Annotated in this window: 26 protein-coding genes; 15 read left to right on the forward strand and 11 right to left on the reverse strand. The window is 69.6% G+C overall.

Annotated features, from left to right (window positions below):
- Positions 1 to 620 (reverse strand): ATP-binding protein (locus tag ABI385_RS07410; protein WP_348103105.1); only part of this gene is annotated, 620 nt, incomplete at its 3' end.
- A gap of 116 nt (positions 621 to 736) precedes the next feature.
- Between ABI385_RS07410 and ABI385_RS07415 the strand changes: the two genes are divergently transcribed.
- Positions 737 to 1,120, forward strand: coding sequence for a VOC family protein (locus ABI385_RS07415; RefSeq protein ID WP_348103106.1), 384 nt, complete (start codon positions 737 to 739; stop codon positions 1,118 to 1,120).
- A gap of 50 nt (positions 1,121 to 1,170) precedes the next feature.
- On the opposite strand, the gene pdxY is transcribed toward ABI385_RS07415, so the two are convergent.
- From pdxY to ABI385_RS07435, 4 genes are read right to left on the reverse strand one after another with little or no spacing between them, the layout of a single operon-like run.
- Positions 1,171 to 2,022, reverse strand: a complete 852-nt coding sequence (gene pdxY, locus ABI385_RS07420; protein WP_348103107.1) for a pyridoxal kinase PdxY — start codon at positions 2,020 to 2,022, stop codon at positions 1,171 to 1,173.
- A gap of 21 nt (positions 2,023 to 2,043) precedes the next feature.
- The gene (locus ABI385_RS07425; protein ID WP_348103108.1) at positions 2,044 to 2,391 is read right to left on the reverse strand and encodes a rhodanese-like domain-containing protein; all 348 of its coding nucleotides are present in this window, start codon (positions 2,389 to 2,391) and stop codon (positions 2,044 to 2,046) included.
- Between the two features lie 42 nt (positions 2,392 to 2,433).
- Entirely contained in the window at positions 2,434 to 3,294 is an 861-nt protein-coding gene (locus tag ABI385_RS07430) for a DNA-formamidopyrimidine glycosylase family protein (protein WP_348103170.1), read from the reverse strand.
- 60 nt (positions 3,295 to 3,354) lie between these two features.
- The gene (locus ABI385_RS07435) at positions 3,355 to 4,479 is read right to left on the reverse strand and encodes a phosphatase domain-containing protein (protein WP_348103109.1); all 1,125 of its coding nucleotides are present in this window, start codon (positions 4,477 to 4,479) and stop codon (positions 3,355 to 3,357) included.
- Positions 4,480 to 4,832: 353 nt separating this feature from the next.
- Between ABI385_RS07435 and ABI385_RS07440 the strand changes: the two genes are divergently transcribed.
- Complete coding sequence (locus ABI385_RS07440) at positions 4,833 to 5,792, forward strand: helix-turn-helix domain-containing protein (RefSeq protein WP_348103110.1); 960 nt, start codon at positions 4,833 to 4,835, stop codon at positions 5,790 to 5,792.
- The gene (locus ABI385_RS07445; RefSeq protein WP_348103111.1) at positions 5,789 to 6,943 is read left to right on the forward strand and encodes an aminotransferase class I/II-fold pyridoxal phosphate-dependent enzyme; all 1,155 of its coding nucleotides are present in this window, start codon (positions 5,789 to 5,791) and stop codon (positions 6,941 to 6,943) included. Before ABI385_RS07440 ends, ABI385_RS07445 begins: the two co-directional genes overlap by 4 nt.
- A gap of 78 nt (positions 6,944 to 7,021) precedes the next feature.
- Here the strand turns inward: ABI385_RS07445 and ABI385_RS07450 are convergent, their stop codons facing one another.
- Positions 7,022 to 8,263: an FAD-dependent oxidoreductase gene (locus ABI385_RS07450; protein ID WP_348103112.1), complete on the reverse strand. Its 1,242-nt coding sequence runs from the start codon at positions 8,261 to 8,263 to the stop codon at positions 7,022 to 7,024.
- Positions 8,264 to 8,323: 60 nt separating this feature from the next.
- Between ABI385_RS07450 and ABI385_RS07455 the strand changes: the two genes are divergently transcribed.
- The 3 genes from ABI385_RS07455 (at position 8,324) to ABI385_RS07465 (ending at position 12,297) form a co-directional block, all read left to right on the forward strand.
- Entirely contained in the window at positions 8,324 to 10,387 is a 2,064-nt protein-coding gene (locus ABI385_RS07455) for a penicillin-binding transpeptidase domain-containing protein (RefSeq protein ID WP_348103113.1), read from the forward strand.
- Between the two features lie 119 nt (positions 10,388 to 10,506).
- The gene (locus ABI385_RS07460) at positions 10,507 to 10,923 is read left to right on the forward strand and encodes an SRPBCC domain-containing protein (RefSeq protein WP_348103114.1); all 417 of its coding nucleotides are present in this window, start codon (positions 10,507 to 10,509) and stop codon (positions 10,921 to 10,923) included.
- Between the two features lie 171 nt (positions 10,924 to 11,094).
- Positions 11,095 to 12,297, forward strand: coding sequence for a hypothetical protein (locus ABI385_RS07465; protein WP_348103115.1), 1,203 nt, complete (start codon positions 11,095 to 11,097; stop codon positions 12,295 to 12,297).
- Here the strand turns inward: ABI385_RS07465 and ABI385_RS07470 are convergent, their stop codons facing one another.
- On the reverse strand, positions 12,298 to 13,329 hold the full coding sequence (locus ABI385_RS07470) for a sigma-70 family RNA polymerase sigma factor (protein WP_348103116.1): 1,032 nt from the start codon (positions 13,327 to 13,329) through the stop codon (positions 12,298 to 12,300).
- A gap of 66 nt (positions 13,330 to 13,395) precedes the next feature.
- Between ABI385_RS07470 and ABI385_RS07475 the strand changes: the two genes are divergently transcribed.
- The gene (locus ABI385_RS07475) at positions 13,396 to 13,623 is read left to right on the forward strand and encodes a VOC family protein (protein WP_348103117.1); all 228 of its coding nucleotides are present in this window, start codon (positions 13,396 to 13,398) and stop codon (positions 13,621 to 13,623) included.
- A gap of 11 nt (positions 13,624 to 13,634) precedes the next feature.
- Here ABI385_RS07475 and ABI385_RS07480 read toward each other — a convergent pair whose 3' ends face one another.
- Positions 13,635 to 14,330 (reverse strand): TetR/AcrR family transcriptional regulator, encoded by a 696-nt coding sequence (locus tag ABI385_RS07480; protein WP_348103118.1) that lies wholly within the window; start codon positions 14,328 to 14,330, stop codon positions 13,635 to 13,637.
- A 118-nt stretch (positions 14,331 to 14,448) separates the two neighbouring features.
- On the opposite strand from ABI385_RS07480, the gene ABI385_RS07485 reads away from it, so the two are divergent.
- The 5 genes from ABI385_RS07485 to ABI385_RS07505 are packed head-to-tail and all read left to right on the forward strand — an operon-like array spanning position 14,449 to position 19,128.
- Complete coding sequence (locus ABI385_RS07485) at positions 14,449 to 14,916, forward strand: nitroreductase/quinone reductase family protein (protein WP_348103119.1); 468 nt, start codon at positions 14,449 to 14,451, stop codon at positions 14,914 to 14,916.
- A gap of 45 nt (positions 14,917 to 14,961) precedes the next feature.
- Entirely contained in the window at positions 14,962 to 15,603 is a 642-nt protein-coding gene (locus ABI385_RS07490) for a DUF4232 domain-containing protein (RefSeq protein ID WP_348103120.1), read from the forward strand.
- A 45-nt stretch (positions 15,604 to 15,648) separates the two neighbouring features.
- Positions 15,649 to 17,310 carry an NAD(P)H-binding protein gene (locus ABI385_RS07495; RefSeq protein ID WP_348103121.1) on the forward strand — a complete coding sequence of 554 codons (1,662 nt, stop codon included), beginning with the start codon at positions 15,649 to 15,651 and terminating at the stop codon, positions 17,308 to 17,310.
- A complete protein-coding gene (locus ABI385_RS07500; RefSeq protein ID WP_348103122.1) occupies positions 17,307 to 18,650 on the forward strand; it encodes a deoxyribodipyrimidine photo-lyase in 1,344 nt (447 codons plus the stop codon). Before ABI385_RS07495 ends, ABI385_RS07500 begins: the two co-directional genes overlap by 4 nt.
- 10 nt (positions 18,651 to 18,660) lie before the next feature.
- Positions 18,661 to 19,128: a TspO/MBR family protein gene (locus ABI385_RS07505; protein WP_348103123.1), complete on the forward strand. Its 468-nt coding sequence runs from the start codon at positions 18,661 to 18,663 to the stop codon at positions 19,126 to 19,128.
- Positions 19,129 to 19,168: 40 nt separating this feature from the next.
- Here the strand turns inward: ABI385_RS07505 and ABI385_RS07510 are convergent, their stop codons facing one another.
- Entirely contained in the window at positions 19,169 to 19,588 is a 420-nt protein-coding gene (locus ABI385_RS07510; protein WP_348103124.1) for a DUF3224 domain-containing protein, read from the reverse strand.
- A gap of 115 nt (positions 19,589 to 19,703) precedes the next feature.
- Between ABI385_RS07510 and ABI385_RS07515 the strand changes: the two genes are divergently transcribed.
- Together ABI385_RS07515 and ABI385_RS07520 are read left to right on the forward strand one after the other, a co-directional pair.
- A complete protein-coding gene (locus ABI385_RS07515) occupies positions 19,704 to 20,621 on the forward strand; it encodes a hypothetical protein (RefSeq protein ID WP_348103125.1) in 918 nt (305 codons plus the stop codon).
- A 95-nt stretch (positions 20,622 to 20,716) separates the two neighbouring features.
- Positions 20,717 to 21,091 (forward strand): hypothetical protein, encoded by a 375-nt coding sequence (locus ABI385_RS07520; RefSeq protein WP_348103126.1) that lies wholly within the window; start codon positions 20,717 to 20,719, stop codon positions 21,089 to 21,091.
- A 15-nt stretch (positions 21,092 to 21,106) separates the two neighbouring features.
- On the opposite strand, the gene ABI385_RS07525 is transcribed toward ABI385_RS07520, so the two are convergent.
- On the reverse strand, positions 21,107 to 21,835 hold the full coding sequence (locus tag ABI385_RS07525; RefSeq protein WP_348103127.1) for an HAD family hydrolase: 729 nt from the start codon (positions 21,833 to 21,835) through the stop codon (positions 21,107 to 21,109).
- Complete coding sequence (locus ABI385_RS07530; RefSeq protein WP_348103128.1) at positions 21,832 to 22,764, reverse strand: aminotransferase class IV; 933 nt, start codon at positions 22,762 to 22,764, stop codon at positions 21,832 to 21,834. The genes ABI385_RS07525 and ABI385_RS07530 overlap by 4 nt, the downstream gene beginning before the upstream one ends.
- A 108-nt stretch (positions 22,765 to 22,872) precedes the next feature.
- Between ABI385_RS07530 and ABI385_RS07535 the strand changes: the two genes are divergently transcribed.
- Entirely contained in the window at positions 22,873 to 23,763 is an 891-nt protein-coding gene (locus tag ABI385_RS07535; RefSeq protein WP_348103129.1) for a trypsin-like peptidase domain-containing protein, read from the forward strand.
- Positions 23,764 to 23,784: the final 21 nt, after the last annotated feature.

The following is a 23,784-nucleotide window of genomic DNA, read 5'->3' on the forward strand; positions in this document are numbered from 1 at the left end:
CCGGCCCCGACGATGATCACCGGCAGCCCGTTCTGCGAGATTTCGTGACACGCCGCACACAGCGCTGAGATGTCCTCCGGCGCGAGGTCCTGCATCTCGTCGAGGAACACGGCGACGCCGCGCCCGAGGTCGGCAGCGAGACCACCGACGTCGGAGAGCAGCTCGACGAGGTCGATCTCGATGTCACCGGAGTCGGCCCGTCCGGTGGTGGCGATCGCGTCGATGCCGGGGTTCCAGCGGTCGCGCAGCTTCGCCGACGCCGGCACGTCCCGCTGGGCGAAGGCCTTGAGCGTCCCGAGCACCTCGTCGGTGCGGGCATGGCCCAGCTCGCGGACCGCGACGTGCAGCGCGGCAGCGAGTGGTCGCCGCAACCGCTGGTCGGGACGAGCCTCGAGCTTGCCGGTGCCCCAACCGGCCCGGACCGCAGACGAGCGCAGGGCGTTGAGCAACACGGTCTTTCCCACGCCCCGTAGCCCGGTGAGCACGACCGACCGCTCCGGCCGCCCCTTGGCCACGCGTTCAAGCACCACGTCGAACGCCAGCAGCTGCTCGTCGCGACCGGCCAGCTCAGGTGGACGCTGGCCGGCTCCGGGCGCATACGGGTTCCGCACGGGATCCATGGATCGGACTGTATGCGTCCGTCTAGCGTCGACCCGAGATTGCCGGAGACTCCGGTACGCGTGTCGTCGGTATAACCGTTGGCGCACTGTTAGCCGCTCGTGACAGCGTGCGACCCATGGCCTCACGGACGAGTAACTTCTGTATCGACGCCGCCGACCCCTACGCGCAGACCATGTGGTGGGCCCAGGTGCTCAGCGACCACCACCTCCCGGACGACGAGGAGACCGAGCCCGGGGCGGAGGAGTGCGGTCTCGTCGGTCCCGACGACCGCTACCTGCTGTTCCTCAAGGTGCCGGAACCCAAGACCGTCAAGAACCGGATGCACATCTGTCTTCGTCCAACCGACCGCAGCCGCGACGAGGAGGTCGACCGCCTGCTCGGGCTGGGAGCAACGCTGGTCAACGACCTACGGGAACCCGACCGCGGCTGGGCCGTGCTCGCCGACCCGGAGGGCAACGAGTTCTGCGTCCTGATGCCGCGGTCGGAGCAGCAGGACTAGCCCGACGACTAGCCCCCGACTAGCCCCCGACTAGCCCCCGACTAGCCCTGTCACGCTTCGAGGTCGACGACGTCGAACCGCTCGTCCGGGTGAGCGATCGCCTCCTGTTCGGCGATCAGCGCCAGCTCGTAGAGACCCGCGGTATGCGTGGCCTCGAGGATTGCGTAGACGCTGGCCGCCGTGCGGGACAGCGCGACTCGCGGCCCGTCGGTGAGCGTATGCGCGAGGAACAATGCCGCGGTGACGTCCCCTCCGCCCTGCACCGTCATCGCCAGCTTCGGCGTCGTCACCACCCAGGCGCCGTCCGGTGACACGCAGGCCATCTGGATCGCGTCGGCCGGCGTCTCCGCTGTCAGGACACTCGTCACGAGTACCGTCTTGGGCCCGCTGGCGCCGAGCGAGGTCATCGCCTCCACAAGGTCGGCCTGTGTCGATACCTTCGTGCTAGTGAGGAACTCGAGCTCGAACTGGTTCGGCGTGACGATGTCGGCGGCCGGCACGACGTGGTCACGCATGAAGGCTGGGATGCCCTCGCGCACGTAGAAGCCCCGCCCCACGTCACCCATCACGGGATCGCAGCAGTAGACCGCAGCAGGGTTCGCTGCCTTGACCCGCGCGACCGCGCTTAGGACCACCTCCCCCACCGCCTCGGCCCCCTGGTACCCCGACAGCACCGCGTCGATTCCTGGGAAGACCCCTCGGTCCTCGATGCCGTCGACGACCTCGCGGACGTCGGCGGCCGCAATGAGCGGACCCCGCGTCGCGCCGTATCCCGTGTGGTTCGAGAACGTCACGGTGTGCACCGGGTAGACCTCGTGACCGAGCCGTTGGAGCGGGAACACGGCCGCGGAGTTCCCCGCGTGGCCATAGGCCACGTGAGACTGGATCGACAGGATCCTCACGGGGTCCGGTCTCCCGCGGTGCTACTTGACCCGCGCAGGGTCACCGCTCGGTGCGACGATCGGTTTGCCGCTCGCGGCCCAAGCCATCATGCCGCCGTCGACGTTCGCGCTGTCGACCCCCTGCTGGACGAGCCAGGCCACAGCGCGGCCCGAGCGGGCACCGCTGCGGCAGACGACTGGGAGCACGTTGCCCGAGTCGGTGAGCTCCGCCAGCTCACCAAGCCGGGACGAGACCTCGCCGAGCGGGATGTGGACCGCGTTCGGGGCATGCCCGACGTCCCACTCGTCCTGTTCTCGCACGTCGAGCATGACGGCGTCGTCGGCGAGGCCGCGCGGCGCGACGGTGGGAGTCGAAGGTTGAAAGCTCATGAGACCATCCTCGCATTCAGGTCCGAGACACCGAGCTGGCCGTCACTTGAGCAACCGGGACATCCGCCGGTCGGCAAGCGGCTTCCCACCCGTCTGACAGGTGGCGCAGTACTGCAGCGAGGAGTCGGCGAAGGACACCTCGCGGACCGTGTCACCGCATACGGGACAGGGCAGGCCGGTGCGGCCGTGCACCCGCATCCCCTCGCGTTTGGCGTCCTTCAGCTCCTTGGCCGGCTTGCCCGACGCGGCCACCACGGCGCCGGCGAGCGTGTCGCGCAGCGCCGCATACAGGCGCTGGACCTCTTCCGGGTTCAGCGTGGCCGCGAGGGCGAACGGCGACAGCCGCGCTACGTGCAGGATCTCGTCGGAGTAGGCGTTGCCGACCCCGGCGATGAACTCCTGGTCGCGCAGCAGACCCTTGACCTGGGTACGCCGACCCGCAAGCATCGCAGCGAACGTCGCCTCGTTGAACTCTTCGGCCATCGGGTCGGGACCGAGTCTCGCAATCCCCGGGACCTCCCGCACGTCGCGCACGATATATGCCGCCAACGACTTCTTGGTCCCTGCCTCGGTGAGGTCGAAGCCTGACCCGTCGGAGAGCCTGACACGCAACGCAATCGGACCCTTGCCAGGACGCAGCACCGTCTGTGGCAGCTCGTCGGACCACCGCAGCCAGCCCGCCCGAGCGAGGTGGAAGACGAGGTGGATCCCGTCGATGTCCATGTCCAGGAACTTCCCGTACCGGTGGATGCCGTCGACGGGGCCACCGGCGAGCGCCGACGGCGGCGGGTCAAAGGTCTTGAGCACCGAGAAGGAGGCGAGGTCGACACGGGCGATCGCGAGACCGGCGGTCCGCTCGGCAAGGAAGTCGACGAGCGCCTGGACCTCGGGCAGCTCCGGCATGCGTGCCATGATCCCACGGGCACCTGCTCAGCGGCGGCAGGTGATCGCGTCGGCCGGGACTCAGCTGGAGGTGGGTTCTGGCAGCTTCCCTGCTGCCCGAAGGATCCGCTGCAGGCCGTAACCGTCGGGCGCGTAGTAGACCGGGACGTCCTTGGGTGCCCGGCTGGTGCGCGGTGACAGCTCCTCGTTCGAGACCGGGATCCCGTGCGAGAGCACCTGTTCCGTGGGGGTGAGCTGGCGGATCGCAATGGCGTCCACCACCTCGGGCCGGGCCTCGGCGAAATCCTGGTAGATCTTGGGGTCGTGCTGGCCGTCGTCGCCGAACAGCGTCCACACGATCCCGGGGAAGTCGCGCGCCAGACGGTCGAGGCTGGCCCGCTTGTGCTCCTGCCCGCTGCGGAACCAGCCGGTGTTGGTCGGCCCCCAGTCGGTGAGCAGCAACGGGCCGATCGGATAACCGTGCCCGCGCAGGAACCGGGTCAACGTCGGTGCCGTGTTCCAGGCCCCCGTCGAGACATAGACGATCGGCGCCCCGGGGTGGCCGGCGAGCAGGTCGCGGTACATCGGAGCCATCCCGGGCACGACCCGGCGGGCGGCCTCATGGCGCACGAAGGTGTTCCAGGCCGCGATCATCATCCGTGGCAGCGAGGTGGAGATGACGGTGTCGTCGATGTCGCTGACCAGACCATGGGTGACGTCGGGGCCGACGACGAAGACCTCGGCCTGGGCGGGCTCGGCGCCCTGGGCGGTCAACGTGACGTGGTGCCAGCCAGGCCCGAGGTCGTGGCCGCGGAAGCTGGCGTCGATGTGACCCGAGCGGTCCGCTCGCGTGTGGAACGTGCGGTCGCCGACCGTGACCGACACGGGCACGTCCATCGCGGGGGCTGTGACGAACGCCCGCCACCCCCGGTCGCGCGCGTGCAAGGAGCGCATCCCGCCGAAGGTGAGGTCTGGCTCGTCGTCGCCGGGTTGGCGGTCCCTACTGAGGACCACACGTCCGAAGACCCGGATGACGTTGTCGGCCTTGGCTGGGTCCAGGCCAGCGTTCAACATCGCGGCGGGACGGCTCGACCCATACCCGACGTGCCCGATGATCCGGTTCTTCCATCCCCGGCGCCGTAGCCCACGCTCGAGCTTGCGGTGCCACGCGTCCTCGGCGAGCGCTGCGGCATGGGGGCGTGCCATGCGCCCAATCTAGGACACCGGCCGGATCCGGCGACCCGGCTGGCCGGCTGGGACCGCCCCGCCCGCAGCTCCTCGAGGGTGCGCGCGAGGTCGCGATCATGGTCGGCATCAAACGGGGTGCGCTGGAGGTGGGGCAGCTGTCGGGTCCGCCGGTGGGTTCGTTCGAGAAGACTGACGATGGCCCCGACGAAGGCCACGATGATGGTGACGACGCCGGCGGTGCTGAGGATCTGGCTGAGATTCTCGTTCATGGCAGTAATCCTGCGCTCGTGGCATTCTCGCCACGAGTGGCTGGAATGCCACTATGCATCGATTTAGTGCCAAATGTGGCAGGCTGTTCTCGTGACCGCGACATGAGCCTTCGCACCGTGGCCGTCTTGCTTGCCGACCAGGCCGCCGTCTTCGAGTTCGGCGTCCTCCACGAGGTGTTCGGGATCGACCGGACCGCCCAGGGCGTTCCGGCGTTCGATCTGCGCGTCTGCGCCGAACATCCCGAACGTCCGGTCAACCTGCTCAACGGCCTGTCGCTCAACGTGCCACACGGGCTCGAAGGCCTCCTGGGAGCCGATCTCGTCGCCGTCCCGGCGACGGAGCTGCGGGAGTTCTCGCCGGCCCTCCTCACCGCGCTGCGGGACGCGCACGACGCGGGTGCCATCGTCTTGTCGGTGTGCAGCGGGGCGTTCCTCCTCGGGGCAGCCGGGCTGCTCGACGGGCGCGAGTGCTCGGCGCACTGGATGAACACCGTGGACCTCGCCGCGGCCTACCCGTTGGCGCGGGTCAACGGTGACGTGCTGTTCGTCGACGAGGGAGACATCATCACGAGCGCCGGCACGGCTGCCGGCATCGATGCCTGCCTGCACCTCGTACGCCGCGAGCTCGGCGCAACGGTCGCGACCACCATCGCCCGACGCATGGTGGTGCCTCCGCAGCGTGACGGAGGCCAACGCCAGTTCGTCGACATGCCCATCCCGGAGTGCACCGGCGACAGCCTGCGCGATGTGCTGCAGTGGATGAGCGAGCATCTCGAGACCGAGCAGTCCGTCGCCTCGCTGGCTCGCCGGGCCTCGATGTCCGAACGCACCTTCGCCCGGCGCTTCGTCGCCGAGGCCGGGACGACGCCCGCCAAATGGCTTGTGCTGCAACGAGTAGGCCGTGCTCGTGAGCTCCTCGAGGGCAGCAACCTCGGTATCGACCAGGTCGCCAGCCGCAGCGGGTTCGGCAGCGCCGCCCTGCTGCGGCACCACTTCACCCGCACGGTCGGTGTCCCACCGAGCGACTACCGGCGCAGCTTCAGCCGGGCCCTCAGCGCATGACGGATCTGGAGTCGTTGACGCGGGACCAGCTGCGCACCCGTCGGACGATCAAGTGGAACGCGGCCCCCGACGACGTGCTGGCGATGTGGGTCGCCGAGATGGACTACCCCACCGCACCGGCGGTGACGGACGCGCTGCACGCGGCCGTCGACAACGAGACGTTCGGCTATCCCCTCAACGCCCAGCACTCCGGGCTCGCCGACGTCCTCACCACATTCCTGCAAGACCGGTATGCCTGGACGGTCGACCCCATGCGGGTGCACCTCGTCGGCGACGTGCTGCACGGGGTCGCACTCGCGATCGAGCTGTTCAGCGGGCCAGACGACCCGGTCATCATCACGACACCCGCCTACATGCCGTTCTTCGACGTGGTCCCGCGAACCGGTCGGCCGCAGGTCCACACGCCCATGACGACCGTGGACGGACGTCCCGCACTCGACCTGGAGGCGATCGACCGGGCCTTTGCCTCCGGCGCGCGCACCCTGGTCCTTTGCAACCCTTACAACCCGCTCGGCCTGGTGCTCACCCGCACCGAGCTCCTCGCACTCGCCCAGGTCGTCACCCGACACGGCGCCCGCGTCATCTCCGACGAGATCCACGCACCGCTCGTCCTGTCCGGAACGCATATCCCCTATGCCTCGCTCTCCGACGAGACGGCCGCACACACCCTCACCGTCGTCTCCGCGAGCAAGGCCTGGAACCTACCCGGCCTCAAATGCGCCCAGGTCATCACCTCCAACGACTCGGACACCTCTGCCTGGCAACGGCTTCCGCTGGTCGCGACCATCGGGGTGTCAACGCTCGGCATCGAGGCGACCCTCGCCGCATACCGGCGCGGCGGGCATTGGCTGGGGGAGGTCCTCGAGCTCCTCGACCGACACGCCGACCTCGTCGCCGATGCCGTCGCGGCGATGCCGGGAGTGAGGCATCGCCGCAACGAGGGGACCTACCTGGCTTGGCTCGACTGCACAGAGCTCGAGCTCGACGTCGAACCTGCCGCGTGGTTCCTCGAGCGCGCCAAGGTGATGCTCAGTCCCGGACTCCCGTTCCGGGCCGAGCCGCGGCGATTCGCCCGGCTGAACTTCGCCACGACAACAGCGATTCTCGAGGAGTCCCTCGACCGGATGTCAGCGGCCGTCCACAGCCTCTAGCTCCCGAACTACGCCCTACTGCCAGCTGAACGACGCCCGCGGCGGGACGCGAGAGTGACCGACAAGGGCACGAACCGCTCAGGCGTAGACCTGAGACAGGGGCACGTCCGGGTCGGCGAGCTTCGTCCGGTCGACCGGCCGGTGCGAGGCCACCAGGGCCTGGATGTCGTCCTGGACGTCCCAGATGTTGACGTTCATGCCAGCCGTGACGTGGGCGTCGGTGTCGACCCAGAAGGCGAGGTACTCCCGTCCGGGGAGGTCGCCGCGGATCACGACCGCGTCGTCCGGCCCCCCGCGTCCGGAGTACTCGAGCCCGAGGTCGTATTGGTCGGAGTAGAAGAACGGCAGCTTGTCGAAGTCGCCCGCTTTGCCCAGGACGCCCTTGGCCACCGAAGGTGGGCGGTCCAGCGCGTTGGCCCAGTGCTCGACGCGGACCCGCCTGCCGAGCGCCGGGGTCTCGGCGTTCGCGACGTCACCGACCGCGAACACGTCCGGGTCGCTCGATCGGCCCTGGGCGTCGACGAGGATCCCGTTGTCGACGTCGAGGCCGCTGGTCACCGCGAGGTCGACGTTGGGGGTCACCCCGATCCCGACCACGACGACGTCGGCGGGGATGGACGTCCCGTCGTCGAGGCGTACCGACCCCGCGGTGACGCCCCCGTCACCGGGCTCGATGGCGTCGACCGTCACGCCGGTGCGCAGGTCTACTCCATGCTCCCGGTGCAGGGCCGCGAACGAGGCGCCGAGGGTGGCGCCGAGAACACCGATCAGCGGCTGTTCGGTCATCTCCAGCAGCGTCACCTCGGCTCCGGCGGCCCGCGCCGACGATGCCCCCTCCAGCCCGATCCACCCCCCTCCGATGATGACGACCTGAGCGCCGTCGACGAACGCCGACCGCAGCCGGTCGCTGTCCTCGATGGTGCGTAGGTAGAGCACGTTGCCGAGCTCCGCACCCGAAAGGGTGCTGCGCCGCGGGGAGGCGCCGGTTGCGATGACGAGCTTGTCGTATGCCGTCCGCTTCCCGTCCGTGGCCACCACCCGGTGCTCCTTGCGCTCGATCGCGGTCACCGCGGTGCCGATCCGCAGGTCGACGTCGTGCGAGGCATACCAGTCGAAGGGGTGGACCAGCACGTCGTCGGCCGTGCTCTCCCCCCTGAGGTAGTCCTTGGAGAGCGGCGGACGCTCGTAGGGCGCGTGCCGTTCTGCCGCAAAGATCACGATCGACCCGGTGAACCCTTCGTCGCGCAGGGCCTCAGCTGTTGTCGCGCCCGCCAAGCCGCCACCGACGATGACGACCTGCTGCACTTCGCTACCGCTCATGTCGCCAACCTACGCGGCGCCTGCCCCCGGCTTTCAGTCGTGGATGTGAGGATGTCGCCCATGATGGGCAGAGTCTCACGCCGTTCCCGTGCCGTCGTCATGGGCGCAGGCCTTGCTCTGGTGGTCCCTGCCGCTCTCGGCGGGTGTGACCTGGTCGGCGGCAGCAAGCCCGCGACGCCGGACGCGACGGTCAAGGCCCTGGCGGACGGACTAGCCGGCGGCGACCTCACGAAGGTGCCGTTCGACGGGGCGACGGGGGCCAACGTGGCTGCCTTCATGACCACCGTGACCGCCGACCTCAAGGACCTGAAACGCACCGTCAAGGTCACGCAGGTGAGCAAACCCAACGCGAACGACTCCAAGGCGACCGCGACCCTCACGTTCGTCTGGACCATCCCCGCCTCACTCTCCAGCCCGGCCGCAACAGCAACGGCGACGGGGACGACCACGGGAACGGCAACCACCACTCCGGCGCCCACCACCACTCCGGCGCCCACCACCACTCCGGCGGATGGGTCCGACGGCCTCTGGACATACACGACACCGGTCGGCCTGACCCGGGCGCAGGACACCACCTGGCACGTCGCGTGGAACCCGACCATCATCGCCCCCGACCTGACCACGAGCGAGCGGCTCACCCTCACCACCGCGCCGGCCAAGCGGGCCGACATCGTCGGGGCGAACAACGTCCCCCTCATGACCGAGCGGGCAACCGCGACCGTTGGGATCGACAAGACCCGGATCCCTGCTGCGAGCCTGGCTGCCTCGGCCACCGCGCTCGCCCAGCTGGCCGGCTCCGACCCCGCCGCGTACGCCGCGCAGGTGGCGGCAGCCGGCAGCAAGGCCTTCGTCCCGCTCATCACCGTGCGTGCCGACGACGCGCTCGTGACAGAACAGGCCGGGGCCATCGCGGCCATTCCCGGCGCCTCGGTGGTGGGCGGCAAGGCCGTCGTCGGGCCATCCCCGACCTTCGCGCGATCCCTGCTCGGGACGGTCGGCGAGGCGACGGCAGAGCTGGTCCAGAAGTCGAATGGTGCCTTGCACCAGGGCGACATCGTCGGCCTCTCGGGGCTCGAGCAGCGCTACGACATCCAGCTGCGCGGGACGTCCGGCGTGACCGTCCGGGCCGTGGTGAAGGACACGGCAGGCAAGGTCACCACGTCACGCGACCTGTTCACCCGGCCGGCAACCGACGGCAAGCCGCTCCAGCTGACCATGGATGCGACGGCGCAGACCGTGGCCGAGGCAGTCCTCCAAGGAGTCACGACGACACCCGCGGCTATCGTCGCGATCCGGCCGTCCACCGGAGAGATCCTCGCGTCGGCCAACGGACCGGCGGCCAAAGGGATTGCCTTGGGCACCTCCGGTCAGGTGGCCCCCGGCTCGACGTTCAAGATCGTGACCGCTCTCGCCCTGTTGCGCGCGGGGCTGACGCCGGACTCCATCGTCAGCTGCACCCCGACCTTCAACGCAGGCGGCCGGATCTTCAAGAACTACAACGACTACCCACCGGACAAGGTCGGCAACATCCCGCTGCGGACCGCGTTCGCGAACTCCTGCAACACCGCCTTCATCTCCAACAACGCGAAGATCACCCAGGCCGACCTCGCCTCGGCAGCCGCGGCCCTCGGTGTCGGTGTCGACCTCGACCTCGGCTTCCCTGCCTATCTCGGCTCCGTGCCGACCTCGGCCGGCTCAACCGAGCACGCGGCCTCGATGATCGGACAGGCCAGCGTGCTCGTCGCCCCGATGGACATGGCGACGGTAGCGGCCTCGGTCATGCACGCTGCAGTGGTCCGCCCGCGCCTCATCGCGGACAACCCCGCGATCGCCGGCTTCCCCACTCCGGCCACACCTCTGCAGCCGGCCGAGGCGCAGGCGCTGCAGTCGATGATGGGCGCCGTCGTCAGTGAGGGCAGCGGTCGGTCGCTGGCCGGGGTCGGGGTCACGCTCGCCAAGTCGGGGACGGCCGAGTACGGCACGGCCACACCGCTCAAGACCCACGCCTGGATGGTCGCCGGCAAGGGTGACCTCGCCGTCGTGGTCTACGTCGAGGACGGCGTCTCGGGCGCCCAGACCGCCGCACCGCTGCTCTTGTCCTTCCTGCAGGCATACGGGGGCTGAACTTCGCTGCGCGCAGGGGTGGTGCGGAGCAGCAGATCGCGATGGGGTGGGGGTGGGTCCCCACGGGGTCCTCGTCCTTCGGGCATCGCGGCTCGGGGACGGCGACGAAGGAGGCGCGGATGTCGGAAACGGCAGGTGAGACGACCGCGGAGGACACCGGCGAAACCGGGAAGTCCGACGCCGTCGAGGTCGACACGGTGATGGCACACCCGGTCGACCACGTGTGGAAGGTCCTCACGACCAACGACGGCGTCGCGGCGCTGCTGGGGTCCGGCGCGCGGCTCGGCAGCAAGGGCGAACCGTGGCGCGCGGAGGACGGCAGCCACGGCGTCTGGCGCAGCTATCACCCGCTCGAACAGGTCCGGGTCTCGTGGCACGCCGACGCCGATGCCCCGCGCTCGCTCGTCGACCTGCACCTGCGCCCCGAGGGAGACGGGACGCGCGTCATGCTGCGGCAGGAGCCGGCCGGCCCGGACAGCGCGGCCACCCGCACACGCTGGGCCGCCGCCCTGTCCCGGCTCGACGCGCTGGCTTGAGCCGACCGACCTCGACGGCTGTCCGTCGAACGGGAGATGGTCGCGATCGGCGGCCTCGGTGGCGTCGGATCGCGACCATCTCCCGTTTGGGTGACACGGGTCTGCACGGGTCAGCTCACGGGATCACGTCGCAGTCGGGGTTGCCTCCCGACGAGGCGGGATACTGGGTCGATGCTCCTCCCCGTCCGGGCCTGGCCGCTCGCCAGGGCGGTGGGCCTCACCGCCCTGGCGACCTCGGCCGTCCTGTCCGCCTGCACGGCCCCTGGGCTCGCGGGGTCGACCGGGACGGGCTCGGTCGGGTCGTCTGTTGCATCACCAGGGCCGGCGCTCGCGTGGACGCCGGTGGCGCTCCCCGCCGGAGTGGCTGTGCGGACGCTGACCACGATGGGAGACCGCCTGCTCGTCGGTGGCCTCGCGGCCGGCTCACCTCCCGCGCCGGTCATGCTCACCCTCGATGCCGGTGGAGCCAGCAGCAGAGTCCCGCTCACCCCGGCGTCCGGGTATGCGTTCGAGGCGCGATGGTACTCCGTGGCCACCGACGGCACCAAGATCATCGCCATCGGGGGCGCAACCGGCGGCGCCCACTCGAATGTGCGTTGGACCACGTGGACGGGAACCGCGGCCGGCGTGAAGGAGGTGCCACAGAGCTTCTACGCCTTCGGCGGTTGGGGCGCCGGCGACCTCGTGGACGCCGTCACGACGCCGGGCGGTGACGCGCTGGTCGGCAGCTGGGGAGGAGCCAAGGCCGGTCTCGACGCCGCGGTGTGGACGGAGTCCGGCGACGTCTGGACACGACAGGACCCCGCCGGCACAGCGCTGGAGAGCACCGCGACGCTGCTCGTCGGTCCGCGCGCCGCCACCCGCGACGGTGCGGGGATCCTTGTGGCGGGGTCCGCGCTCCACCTGGTGCCAGGGTCGGTCAACCAGGCGGCGGCGGTGTGGCGCTCAGCGGGCGTGGACACCGGTTGGCATCGCGTCGACCTAAGCGACCCAGGCACCTACAGCGAAGCCGTCTCCGCGACCTGCGGCGAGGCCGGCGCCGGCACCTGTGTCGTCCTCGGGCAGGTCGACGGGTCGCTGGCCGTCTGGGAGCTGGACGGCGACACCCCGAGGCGGCAGGGCGGCATACCGGCCATTGCCGTCGGCGACAAAGACGTCGTCCCGGCACCGGTCCTGCACGGGTCGGACGCCGTGGTGGTCAGCCCGGACGGGAGCCGAACTGCAGTGCTCGTGCGTGCGTCCGGGACCTGGCACACCTCGACCGGACCAGCGGGTACGCCGGCAGCGGCGGCAGCCGTCGGCGGCCGTCTCTACGTCGCGACGCGGACGACGACCGACGGGCCGACCACGCTATGGGCAGCCGCGCTCCCCTGATCAGGCGTCGAGCTCCGTCGGCAGGTCGAACAACGGGAACAGTGCGGTGTCGAAGTAGGCCGTTACGCGCTCGACTCCCTGCTCGCCGAAAGTCAGCTGTTGCAGGTGGAACGCCCGCCAGACGCCGTCGTCCTCGCGCATGTAGACGCCGAACGCGGGCTGCCCGTTGGCCGAGGTGGGCAGCAGCCGCATGTCGCCGGCCTTGGACGCGGGGCAGTTGTTCTCGATGAGCCGGCCGACGGCTTCGGCGCCCTGGTACCAGCCGGTGAACGGCGGCATGTCCCAGACGACGTCCTTGGCCAGCATCGCGACGATCTCGTCGATGTCGTATGCCTCGAAGGCCGTCACGTATCGGTCCAGCTGCGCCTGGACCTCGGGGTCGTCCACGACCAGGTCGGACGAGAACTCGTCGAGCGGCGCCATCTTGGCCACCTGGGCCCGGGCTCGCTGCAGACTGCTGTTGACGGCGGCTACGGAGGTGTCGAGCAGCGTGGCAACCTCGGCCGCATGCCAGGCGAGGACGTCGCGCAGGATGAGGACGGCTCGCTGGGTGGGGGTCAGGAACTGCAGGGCGGCAATGAAGGCGATGCGGATGGTGTCGCTCGACACGGCTGCGGCTGCAGGGTCGACCGGCGCAGTGCCGGCGATGACGCGGTCGGGAAGCGGCTCCAGCCACGAGATCTCCGGGCGCGCCTCCAGTGCGCCCGTGGGATCGGACACCGGCGCACCCAACCCGGTCGGCAGTGGGCGCCGCGCCCGGCCCTGCAGGGCCGTCAAGCAGGTGTTGGTGGCGATCTGGTACATCCAGGTCCGCACGGACGACCGGCCTTCGAAGCCGTGGAACGCTCGCCAGGCGCGCAGATAGGTCTCCTGCACGAGGTCCTCTGCCTCGTGGACCGAGCCGAGCATCCGGTAGCAGTGCGCGGTGAGCTCACCGCGCAGCGGGCCCACGAGGTCCACGAACTCGCGGTCAACGTCCTGGGGCGAGGTGGCGGCCCCGGTTGCGCTGCGCGGGGTGGCGAGGTCCGTCATGGAGAGGAAACTACGCGAGGACGCGATGAGTTCCGGTCGCGGTTCGCCGACTTCGTCACGGGGGAGGTGGGAGACCCGAAGGCGGCTACCTCGGTGATCAACTGCCTGACCGCGGACTCCCCGCAGGAGGTGGACGATCTCGTCAGCAAGGCGCTCTCGTCGGGCGGCTCGGAGTGGATGCCGAAGATGGTCGACGGTCCGGTGTACGGGCACAGCTTCACCGACCCGGACGGCAACGTCTGGGAGGTACTGCACATGGACGTGACGCAGCTGCCGGAAGGCGCCGACCGCTGACGCGGCCCAGATCAGTCGCCGCGCAGTGTGGTGATGGCGAGACGGATCTGGTGGTCGAACAGGAGGGCTGGCTCGGTGAACGATTCACCGCCCAGCTGACCGAACACCTCCAGGCTGATCGCCCCGAACATCGTGGACCAGAACAGCACACCCCGACCGAGCACCGCCTCGGCGAGGTCCAGCTGCAGCTCTCGGCTGATGCGCCGCAGGTCCTTGCCCAGCCCGCGGGGCAACGGCACAGACCCGTCACAATGGACGTCGCCGACGGCGACGCCCTCGGCGAGCAGGGCCAGGAGCGCCAGGACGATCCTGGTCCCGGGGGCGACCGTGACCTCCGCCGGAGCGGCATACCCGGGCACGGGGCTTCCATAGAGCAGGGCGTACCGAGCGGGTTCGGCCAAGGCCCACTCGCGGACGGTCTGAGAGATCGCGAGAAGTCTTGAGTCCCAGCGCCTTCGTGACTCGCGGACGAGCGTCATGTCCACCAGGTCACCGACCTCGTCGTAGGCGTCCACAACCAGCAGCGTGAGCAGGGCATCACGGTCCGCGACATAGCGGTAGACGGCGGACGACACCATCCCGAGGTCACGCGCGACCGCACGCAGCGACAGAGCGGCGGCTCCTCGCTCGGTGAGGTGCACCCTGCCGATCTCGATGATCCGCTGGCTGATGTCATCGCGTCGTTGCGCGCGCGGTCCTGTACTCACGCGTGTCAGTCTCCCACAAAACAAGAGCACTGCTCTTGACAAGCCCTGCAAGAGCCAGGCATCCTCATTTCGAGAGCACTGCTCTCGTATCTACTTGACAGCCGCAACGAGGAGAGCCATGTCCACCAGCCCCAGCACACCGCGTTACGTCGCCCCCACGGGTCGTGGCGACATCGCCACGACGAAGGTCATCCGCTGGCTGACCGAGCACGGCGTCAGCGTCTTCGGATCCCGGGTGCTGACCGTGCGTGGCCGCAAGTCGGGCACACCCCAGCAGATCCCGGTCAACCTGATGCCCCTGGACGGTGAGCGCTACCTCGTCTCGCCGCGGGGGATCACCCAGTGGGTTCGCAACGCCCGGGCGGCCGAGGAGGTCACGCTGGGCGTCGGACAGCGCGTCGAGCACGTCCGACTGGTCGAGGTCCCGGTCGAGGACCGGGTCCCGGTCCTGCGGGTCTACCTGGACCGCTGGGGATGGGAGGTCGGACGGTTCGTCGAGGGGCTGACCAAGGACTCGACGGACGCCGAGCTGGCTGCCGAAGCAGCAGGCATACCGGCGTTCAAGGTCGTCGATATCGCTTCGTGACCGGTTGCTCGCGCGACTCCCATCCAGCGTGGCTAGCGTGGAGGGATGGACAGACGCTGGTTGGTGCCGGCAGGAGTCACCGCTCTCGTGCTGCTTGCCGGCTGCAGCAGCTCGACTCCCGCACCCGAGCCAACAGCGACCGTGACGGCCACTGCGACCGCCACCAAAACGGCCCCGCCGTCCCCCAGCTCGGCCACCTCCTCGAGCACACCGGCCCCCACGGCGGCGGGGACAGGGGCGAGCACCCCGCCGGCTGCCGCCGCCCCCAGCGCCTGCCGGGCGCCCGATATCGGTCTGTCGATGGAGTCGGGCTCGGGCGCGATGATGCACATCGGCTACCTACTCTCGGCCAAGAACGACACCACCTCGACCACCTGCACACTGCAGGGATACCCCGGTCTGTCGTTGGTTTATGGGACCGCAGGGCAGCAGCTGGGCCAGGCGGCGGAACGCACCACGGCGGAGACCCCAGTGGTCACCCTTGCCCCGGGTCAGCGGGCCACCGCCTCGGTGCAGCTGGCCCGGTCCGAGGCCGTACCCAGTTGCGGCGCGACGGCCGCGGCGGGCTGGCGGATCTACCTGCCGGGCGAGACCGACGCCCAGTTCGTCCCGGCCGCGCTGACCGGCTGCTCTAACGCGGCGGTGCGGTTCCTGGAGGTCGAGCCGTTCCAGGTGCCCACCTCCTGACCCCCCGCTGTTGCGGCGTACCGGTTCGTTTGTGAGGGTTGCGAGATGAGAGTTCTTGTAGCCGGCGCGTCAGGGTTCGTCGGGTCGCGGCTCTGCCCGGCTCTGGAAGCGGCAGGCCACGAGGTGCGGGCGATGACCCGGCGCCCCGACACCTACGAGGGTGAGGGGACCGCGGTCGAGGGGGATGTCCAGAACGCAGCGTCCCTGGACGCCGTCCTCGAGAGGTGCGAGGCCGCGTACTACCTCGTGCACTCCCTGGGAAGCGACGACTTCGTGACCCGTGACGCGGAAGGGGCGCAGACGTTCGCCGAGGCGGCTGAGCGGGCCGGGGTGGCCCAGATCGTCTACCTCGGAGGGCTCGGCGACGACCGGGAGGAGCTCTCCGCGCACCTGCGCAGTCGGCGCCAGGTCGAGTCCGTCCTGGCTGGGTCCGGCGTACCCGTCACGACGTTGCGGGCTGGGATCATCATCGGCGACGGGGGGATCTCCTGGGAGATGACTCGGCAGCTCGTCGACCACCTTCCCGCGATGATCACGCCGAGATGGGTGATGACGCGGACCCAACCGATAGCGGTCGACGATGTCGTGCGCTATCTCGTCGGTGTCCTGGGTATGCCCGAGGCCAAGGACCGCGCGCTCGAGATCGGCGGTCCAGAAGTGTTGCGCTACAAGACGATGTTGCAACGGGTGGCCCGCCTTCTCGGCAGGGACCTGCCCATCGTGCCGGTGCCGTTCCTGTCACCTCAGCTGTCCTCACGCTGGCTCTCGCTGGTCACCGACGTCGACACGACGACCGGACGGAACCTCGTCGACTCGATGACCAACGAGGTCGTCGTCCGGGACCGTTCCATCCGCGAGCTCGTCCCGTTCGAGCCGATGTCCTACGACGACGCAGCCCGAAAGGCGCTGGATGAACGGGCCCAGCGTGAGGCGGCGAGCTCGGCCGCGACGATCAGGGCCGGCGGAACGCGGGGCACCGTGCGCCGAGTGCTCGGTGCCATGCCAAAGCCGTTCCACCTGCAGGAGCCCAAGGTCCCCGAGGAGACGCGCTCGGTCCGCCGCAAGCGCCGGGCGATCGTGGCGGGCGTGGGTATCGCAGGAGCGACCCTGCTCGGTCTGTCACTGAGCACCGAGCCGGGGTCGAAACGGTTCTACTGGTTCACGGGAGCCCTCGCGGCCACGTGGACGGCCGGGGCCGTGGCCTCCGGGCCGTTGCACCTCGGGTGGATCAAGGGCCGCGACGACAACCTGCGGCGTCCGCTGGTCACCCCCGTCGCGACGGGAGTGCTCGCCTTCGGCGCCTTCTACGGTGCCGCGCTGGTCGCCCGCGAGATCCCCGTCCTCAACCGGGCCATCGGCGACGTCCTTCGGTACGCAGACCAGGGCAGCATGCCGCTGATCATCCTGACCACCTCCATCAACGGAATGGCCGAGGAGCTGTTCTTCCGCGGGGCCTTCTACACGGCGGCAGCCGAACGGCCCATCCTCATCTCGACCGCGGCATACACGGTGGCCACGGCCGCGAGCCGTAACCCGGCGCTGACCGTAGCGGGGGGCGTCATGGGCGCGCTCTTCGGTATGCAGCGGCGCGCTTCAGGCGGGATCCAGGCTCCGCTGCTCACCCATGTGACCTGGGCGATGCTCATGCTTCGCTTCCTGCCGCCGCTGTTCCAGCGCTCGATCAAGAGGGAGCAGCTGCGCGCATGACCACGGCGCCGACCCTCCTGTGGTTCCGGCGCGACCTGCGGCTGCGTGACCACCCGGCGCTCGACGCCGCGGCGCAGCAGGGTCCCGTGACGGCCCTGTTCGTGCTCGACCAGGTGTTGCTGGCGGCGGACGCCGGCCCTCGGACCGCCTACCTCTACCGCACGCTGCGGGCTCTCGACGAGGACCTGCGCTCGCACGGCGGCCGGCTGACCGTCAGGCGCGGGCGCCCGGCGAATGTCGTGCCGCACCTGGCCAAGGAGATCGGCGCGAGCGCCGTGCACGTCAGCGAGGACTTCGCGCCCTACGGCACGGCTCGCGATGCACGCGTGGAACGGTCGCTCGGGGACGTGCCGCTCGTGCGCACCGGCTCCCCGTATGCCGTCTCGCCGGGTCAGGTGCGCAAGCAGGACGGCGGCCCGTTCAAGGTGTTCACCCCGTTCTACCGCGCCTGGTCCGACCGTGGCTGGCACAGCCCCTCGAGGTCGAGCCCCTCACTTGTCGACTGGCACCCGGTCGACGGGATCGACATCCCGCACGACCCGGTGACGTCGGTGGAGCTGCCCGATGCGGGTGAGGCGGCCGCTCACAAGCGGTGGGAAGCGTTTCTCTGCAACGATATCGACGGATACAAGAATGACCGAGATCGGCCCGATCTCGACTCGTCGTCGCACCTTTCACCCCACCTGAAGTTCGGGACCATCCACCCGCGCACCATGCTCGCGGACCTCGGCAAGGACGGCGAGGCATACCGGCGGCAGCTGTGTTGGCGCGAGTTCTACGCTGCGGTCCTGCACCACTGGCCGAGCAGTGCGCACGAGTACTTCCTGCCGGCGATGAAGCAGATGAGGTACGACACGGGGAAGCGCGCGGACGACCGCTTCGCGGCCTGGCAGCGTGGCGTGACCGGCTACCCGATCGTCGATGCAGGGATGCGGCAGCTCTCGGCGACCGGGTGGATGCACAACCGGGTCCGGTTGATCGTCGCCTCGTTCCTCGTCAAGGACCTGCATCTGGAGTGGACGCTCGGCGCGAAACACTTCATGGACCATCTGATCGACGGCGACCTCGCTAACAACCAGCATGGCTGGCAGTGGGCCGCGGGGACCGGCACCGATGCGGCACCATACTTCCGGATCTTCAACCCGGTCACCCAGGCGAAGAAGTTCGACCCCGACGGCGACTATGTGCGCCGCTGGGTTCCAGAGCTGAAGTCGTTGTCGGCCAAGCAGATCCACGAACCGTGGGCTCTCGACGAACCACCCGAGGACTACCCGGGGCGCATCGTCGACCACGACACGGAGCGCAAGGAGTCACTCGCGCGCTACCAAGCCATCCGATGACAGGAGTCACATGTCTCATCTGAAGTGGACCGCCCCCGCCCTCGTCGGCACCGCCGTGACCGGCGGGCTCGGAACCGACGTGAAGTCGCGGTGGTACGCGAGGCTCGACAAGCCATCGTGGCAACCGCCAGGGTGGGCGTTCGGACCCGCGTGGACGACGCTGTACACGCTGATCGCTGTGGCGTCGGCGCGGACGCTCGACCGGATCGAGGACGAGGACGAGAGGCGCGCCTACGTTGGGGCGCTCGCCCTCAACCTGGGGCTGAACGTCGGCTGGACCTGGCTGTTCTTCACCGCGAAGAAGCCGAAATGGGCGCTCAATGAGATCCTCGTCCTGGAGGCGTCCAACCTTGACCTCATCCGGCGTAGCGCTCGCATCGACGGCGTGTCGGCGGCGATGCTCGCACCGTATGCGGTGTGGACCGGATTTGCCGCCGCCCTGAATGCGTCGATCGCCCTGGCCAACCCGGACGCATGAACGGCAGCAGTCAGTAGCACTCAGTAGCACTCAGTAGTGATCAGCCGAGGTCAGGCGAGGTCATAGTCGAACCAGACCCGGTGCGTGCCGTCCTCCTCGATCGCCATCCCCCACCGCCGCTGATCCCGGCGAGGGCGCCGACGCCGCTGCCGGGGACGACGACCCACAGCTCGTTCTGGCGGTCGGTGCCGTGGGTGGTCGCGGAGTGCGCGAAGGCGAAACCGCCACCAGCGTCGCCCAAAGCGCCCTCGAAGGTCTCCATGGCGACGTAGGTCCCGACACCGGTCGCCTGGTCGAACGCCGCGACGAAGATCGTCGTCGAGCGGCCGGTGATGTCGCCTGCGTACACTTTAGTGAAGGTCATCACGCCGACGGGCAACGCCACCTCGAACTGGTCCGGCTCGGGGTCGAGCGCTGTCGGAGCGGAGCCGGTCACGCAGAAGGTTCCTTCGGTTCTCATACCTGTTGACGCTAGCGCGTGGGGCCGACAGCCAGCGGGGGTGCCGGAGTGCGCGGACGTCGGGGGCGGGGTGGGCTCGTGTGGCGTGTCGGTGCGGGGCTCGATGATGGGGGGCATGGCCGAACCTCTGCTGACCTCGATCCCCACCCGCGGACCCTTCGCCCTGCAGGAGCTGGCGTTGTTCGGCTTCGGCCATCAGTCGGACACCACATTCGACGGAGTGCTGCGCATGGCGTTCCGCGTCGACGGAGACCTCGAGTCGGCCGTCGGGGTCGAGGTCAGGCAGGAGGGTGAACGACTCGACCTGACCATCCACGGTGCGGCCGATCCCGACGTCGTGTCTCGTCAGGTGGCCCGCATCCTCTCCTGTGACCACGACGGGGTCGCCTTCGCCGCGCTGGGTCGCCGCGACCCCGTGATCGGGGCCCTGCAGGAGGTGGCGCCGGGGCTGCGACCTCCGCTCTTCTACTCGCCCTACGAGGCGGCGGTCTGGTCGGTGATCAGCGCTCGACGCGGGCGGCAGCAGGGAATCCGGCTGAGGGAGCGGCTCAACGAGACATACGGAGAGTCGTTCGAGCTCGCCGGGCGGACGGTCTCGGCCCTGCCGTCCCCACATCGCCTGGCCGAGGTCGAGGCGCTGCCAGGTATGCCGGCAGACCGGGTTCCGCGGTTGCAGGCGATCGCCTCGGCAGCGCAGCGGGGCGATCTGGACGTCGAGCGCCTCGTGGGGATGGGTCCCCAGGCGGCTGGCTCGGCCGTCCAAGCGTTGCCGGGGATCGGTCCGTTCTACAGCTCGTTGATCGTCGTGCGGGCGTGCGGGTTCGCCGACGTGCTGCCCGTCGAGGAGGCGCGCAGTCGGGCGACCGTTCACGAGCTCTACGGCATCGAGCAGCCGATGACCGACGACGAGTACGTCGCGTTTGCCGAGCGGTGGAAGCCGTTCCGGACCTGGGCGGTCGTCCTGATCAGGGCTGCTGCGAGTCGCCTGCGCGATCGCGGAGCAGTGGGCACTGGCCACGGAGGATCGGGCTGACCACGCTGCTGGGCGATACAGGCTTGCGGCGGATTACGGTGCGCCGCAACTGAACTGGCGTCTGAATGACATGTCCCCAGTCGTTTGCGGCGGCGGTGCCTTTCGAGACCCGGTCCGCTGAGCCGGTGTTGCCGGTGCGGGTGGCTGCGGCGTCGGGACTGCTGGGTGTGGCCCGGGTGGCCGAGGCCGTCGAGACCCTGAAGTCGTGGGCCGACGCCCACGGGTTGGCGGCGTTGGCGCGGATGCATCAGGCCGTCGGGTCGCAGTGCCAGATCCGCCGCCCACTGCCGCCCACCGAGCTAGTGGTGCTCAGCGCTCGGCTTTCCGAGCGGTTCACACCACGAGTGGCCGGCCGACCGACCCGGTGTCCGGCAGTTCTCGGCGTCGACTTCGGGCATCGCCGGGTCTACGTCGCTGTGGCCGACGCCTCGCATGAGATCGTGATGTCGGGGGCCACCGTCGCCTGCTGAACGACGCTGAAGGGATCAGAGCACCAGGCGCCGGGCAGCCAAGGCTTGGTACGCCGGTCGACAGGCCGAGGCCACGGCGGCATCGTGGTCTGTCAGGTTGATCGTGCGCGAACGCCACGGCTCGAACCCCGTGGACCGCTCGACCGCCGCGTACCAGTGCGGCGCCCACACTCCGTCGCTGTCCCGGGGGCCGGCCGGCCAGTGCAGCATCCGGTCGGTGAACTCGATCCCAAGCCAGTCGCACAGCCACCGCAGGTATGCCTCGGGGTCGCGCAGGAAGTCGCCGGCGTCGATGACCGGCGTCGTCGGCTGCGTTTGCGGGTGACCCTTGAGCGCCTCGAACAGCCAAAGCTGTTGCAGCAGGCCGATATCCGCAGGCACGCACGCCTCCCGCGAGCGTACGTACGACGCCACCACCTCGTCGGGATCGCGGATGAGCAGCACGTTGCGGAAGGCGCTCAGCCACGACAGGTCCGCGTCCTGATCGAGGTGGTGCGTCATGTGCTTCGCGTAGTGAACGGCCGCGTCGACCGGTGCACCCAGATCGCGAACCACCTCCGCCGGGTCGGTCGGCTGTGACGCGATCACCTCCCCCGCGGCCGGGTGCTCGATCCCAGTGCGGGACAGGAAGGCCGCGTAGAAGGGCTCGTCGACCACCACCGTGTCCGGCCGGTTCCCCCAGGAGCGCATCAGGGCCGTCGAGATGTTGCGTGGCCCGCTCCACATCGCGACCCGGACGGTCACGCGGCGGCCGTCCGCGCGGTGACGTCGGCCCGGACGTGTGCCTGATAGAGACCCTGCAGACGCTCCACCATGGGCCCGCGAGCACCAGTGCCGATCGTCCGCCCGTCCACGGTGCGCACCGGCACGACGCCGGCGAACGTGCCGGTCACGAACGCCTCAGCCGCGTTGTAGACGTCCGTGAGACTGAACGTCGTCTGACGAGAGGCGATCCCGTTGCCGCGGCATACCTCCAGCACGTTGCTGCGGGTGATCCCCGCCAGGCAGAACCGGCCGTCTGACGTCCACACCTCGCCGCCGCGCGTGACGATGAAGAAGTGGGTGCTGTTGCAGGTGGCCACGAACCCCTGTGGGTCGAGCATCAGCGCCTCGTCTGCTCCAGCCGTGTACGCCTGGATGCAGGCCATGATGTCGTTCAGCTTGCTGTGGGCGTTGAGCCGCGGGTCGAGGGTGTCGGGTGTCGCTCGACGGACGTGCGACGTGAACACGGTGATGCCCTCGGTGACGGTCGCAGGCATGGGTTCCTTGTGCTCGGCAATGACGACCACGGTCGCCGGCCCGATGGTCATGCGGGGGTCCTGGTAGGGCGTGGACTTCACCCCTCGCGTCACCATCAGCCGCACGTGCACGCCGTCGGTCATCTCGTTCGCCGCCAACGTCGCATAGATGGCGTCGGTGATCTCGGCGCGGCTCATCCCGAGGTCGAGCATGATCGCGCGGGCACCCTCCTCGAGCCGGTCGAGGTGACGCTCGAGAAAGGCAGGGTGCCCACCGCTGACCCGCAGCCCTTCCCACACCCCGTCACCGAGGACGAAACCGGAGTCGAACACCGAGACCACCGCCTTGTCCCGCGGCACCAGCTCGCCACTCACCCAGATCTGGATGTCGGCGTTTCGGGGATCGTCGGCGTGGTCGTGAGTTCCGAGAGCCATGGCTCCGAGGGTAGGGGTGGCGACGCTTCCTCTGCCGATTCCTATGACTGCGATATGAGTCTGCAGCCGCCCCTGCCGCCCGGCGGGCGGCAAACGTAGAGTCAAGCGGTGGCCCGCGCTCTTGCCCCACCCGAGGTGAGCGCCGTCGAACCTCCCGGCGGTGACGGTCCCGAACGCCCGGGCTCGCGGCGAGCCCGACTGCAGTCCCGGATGCGCGTTGTCCCGCGCCGTCTTTGGGTCGCCGTGATGGTGGTTCTCCTGTTAGCTGCTGCCGCGCTCGCCTTCGCGCTGACGCGGCCGGCCGGCCCTGCGCCGATCACCCAGGCGGATGTGAACGCGAGCGTGCAGAAGGGGGTCGCGGACCAGGCGAAGAAGGACGCGCAGGCACCCGCCGCCGCCGCACTGGCATACCAGGCGATCCAGCCGTCGCTCGTGCTGATCCAGACCATCCGCACGTCCGCGACCGGGGCGGAGTCGGGCAGCGGCGCAGGGGTGATCGTCAACGCCGACGGCACGATCCTGACCGCGCTGCACGTCGTCGTCGGGGCGCAGACCATCAACGTGCAGTACACCGACGGCACGTCGTCGACCGCCAAGGTCGCCAGCACCCAGCCCGACAACGACATCGCCACGCTCGCCCCAGCGACCCTCCCCCAGACGGTGGTCCCGGCGGTCCTCGGCGGCGGCGTTCAGGTCGGGTCACCCGTCTTCGCCGTCGGCCACCCCCTCGGCCTCACCGACTCACTGTCCGCCGGTGTGGTCTCGGCGCTCGACCGAACGGTGCCGGTCAAGGACGGCAAGAAGCTCGAGCACCTGATCCAGATCGACGCCGCGGTCAACCCGGGCAACTCCGGAGGCCCGCTGCTCAACCGGGCCGGTCAGGTCGTCGGCATCGTGACCGGTCTGGCCAACCCGGGCGACCAGGGCTTCTTCGTCGGGATCGGTTTCGCCGTCCCGATCGCGACGGCCGGCGGCGCGGCCGGCAGCCCGCCGCAGTGAGTCACATCCCTGGTGATCAGC

This window comes from Lapillicoccus sp. (assembly GCF_039935575.1).
Lineage (GTDB): Bacteria > Actinomycetota > Actinomycetes > Actinomycetales > Dermatophilaceae > Lapillicoccus.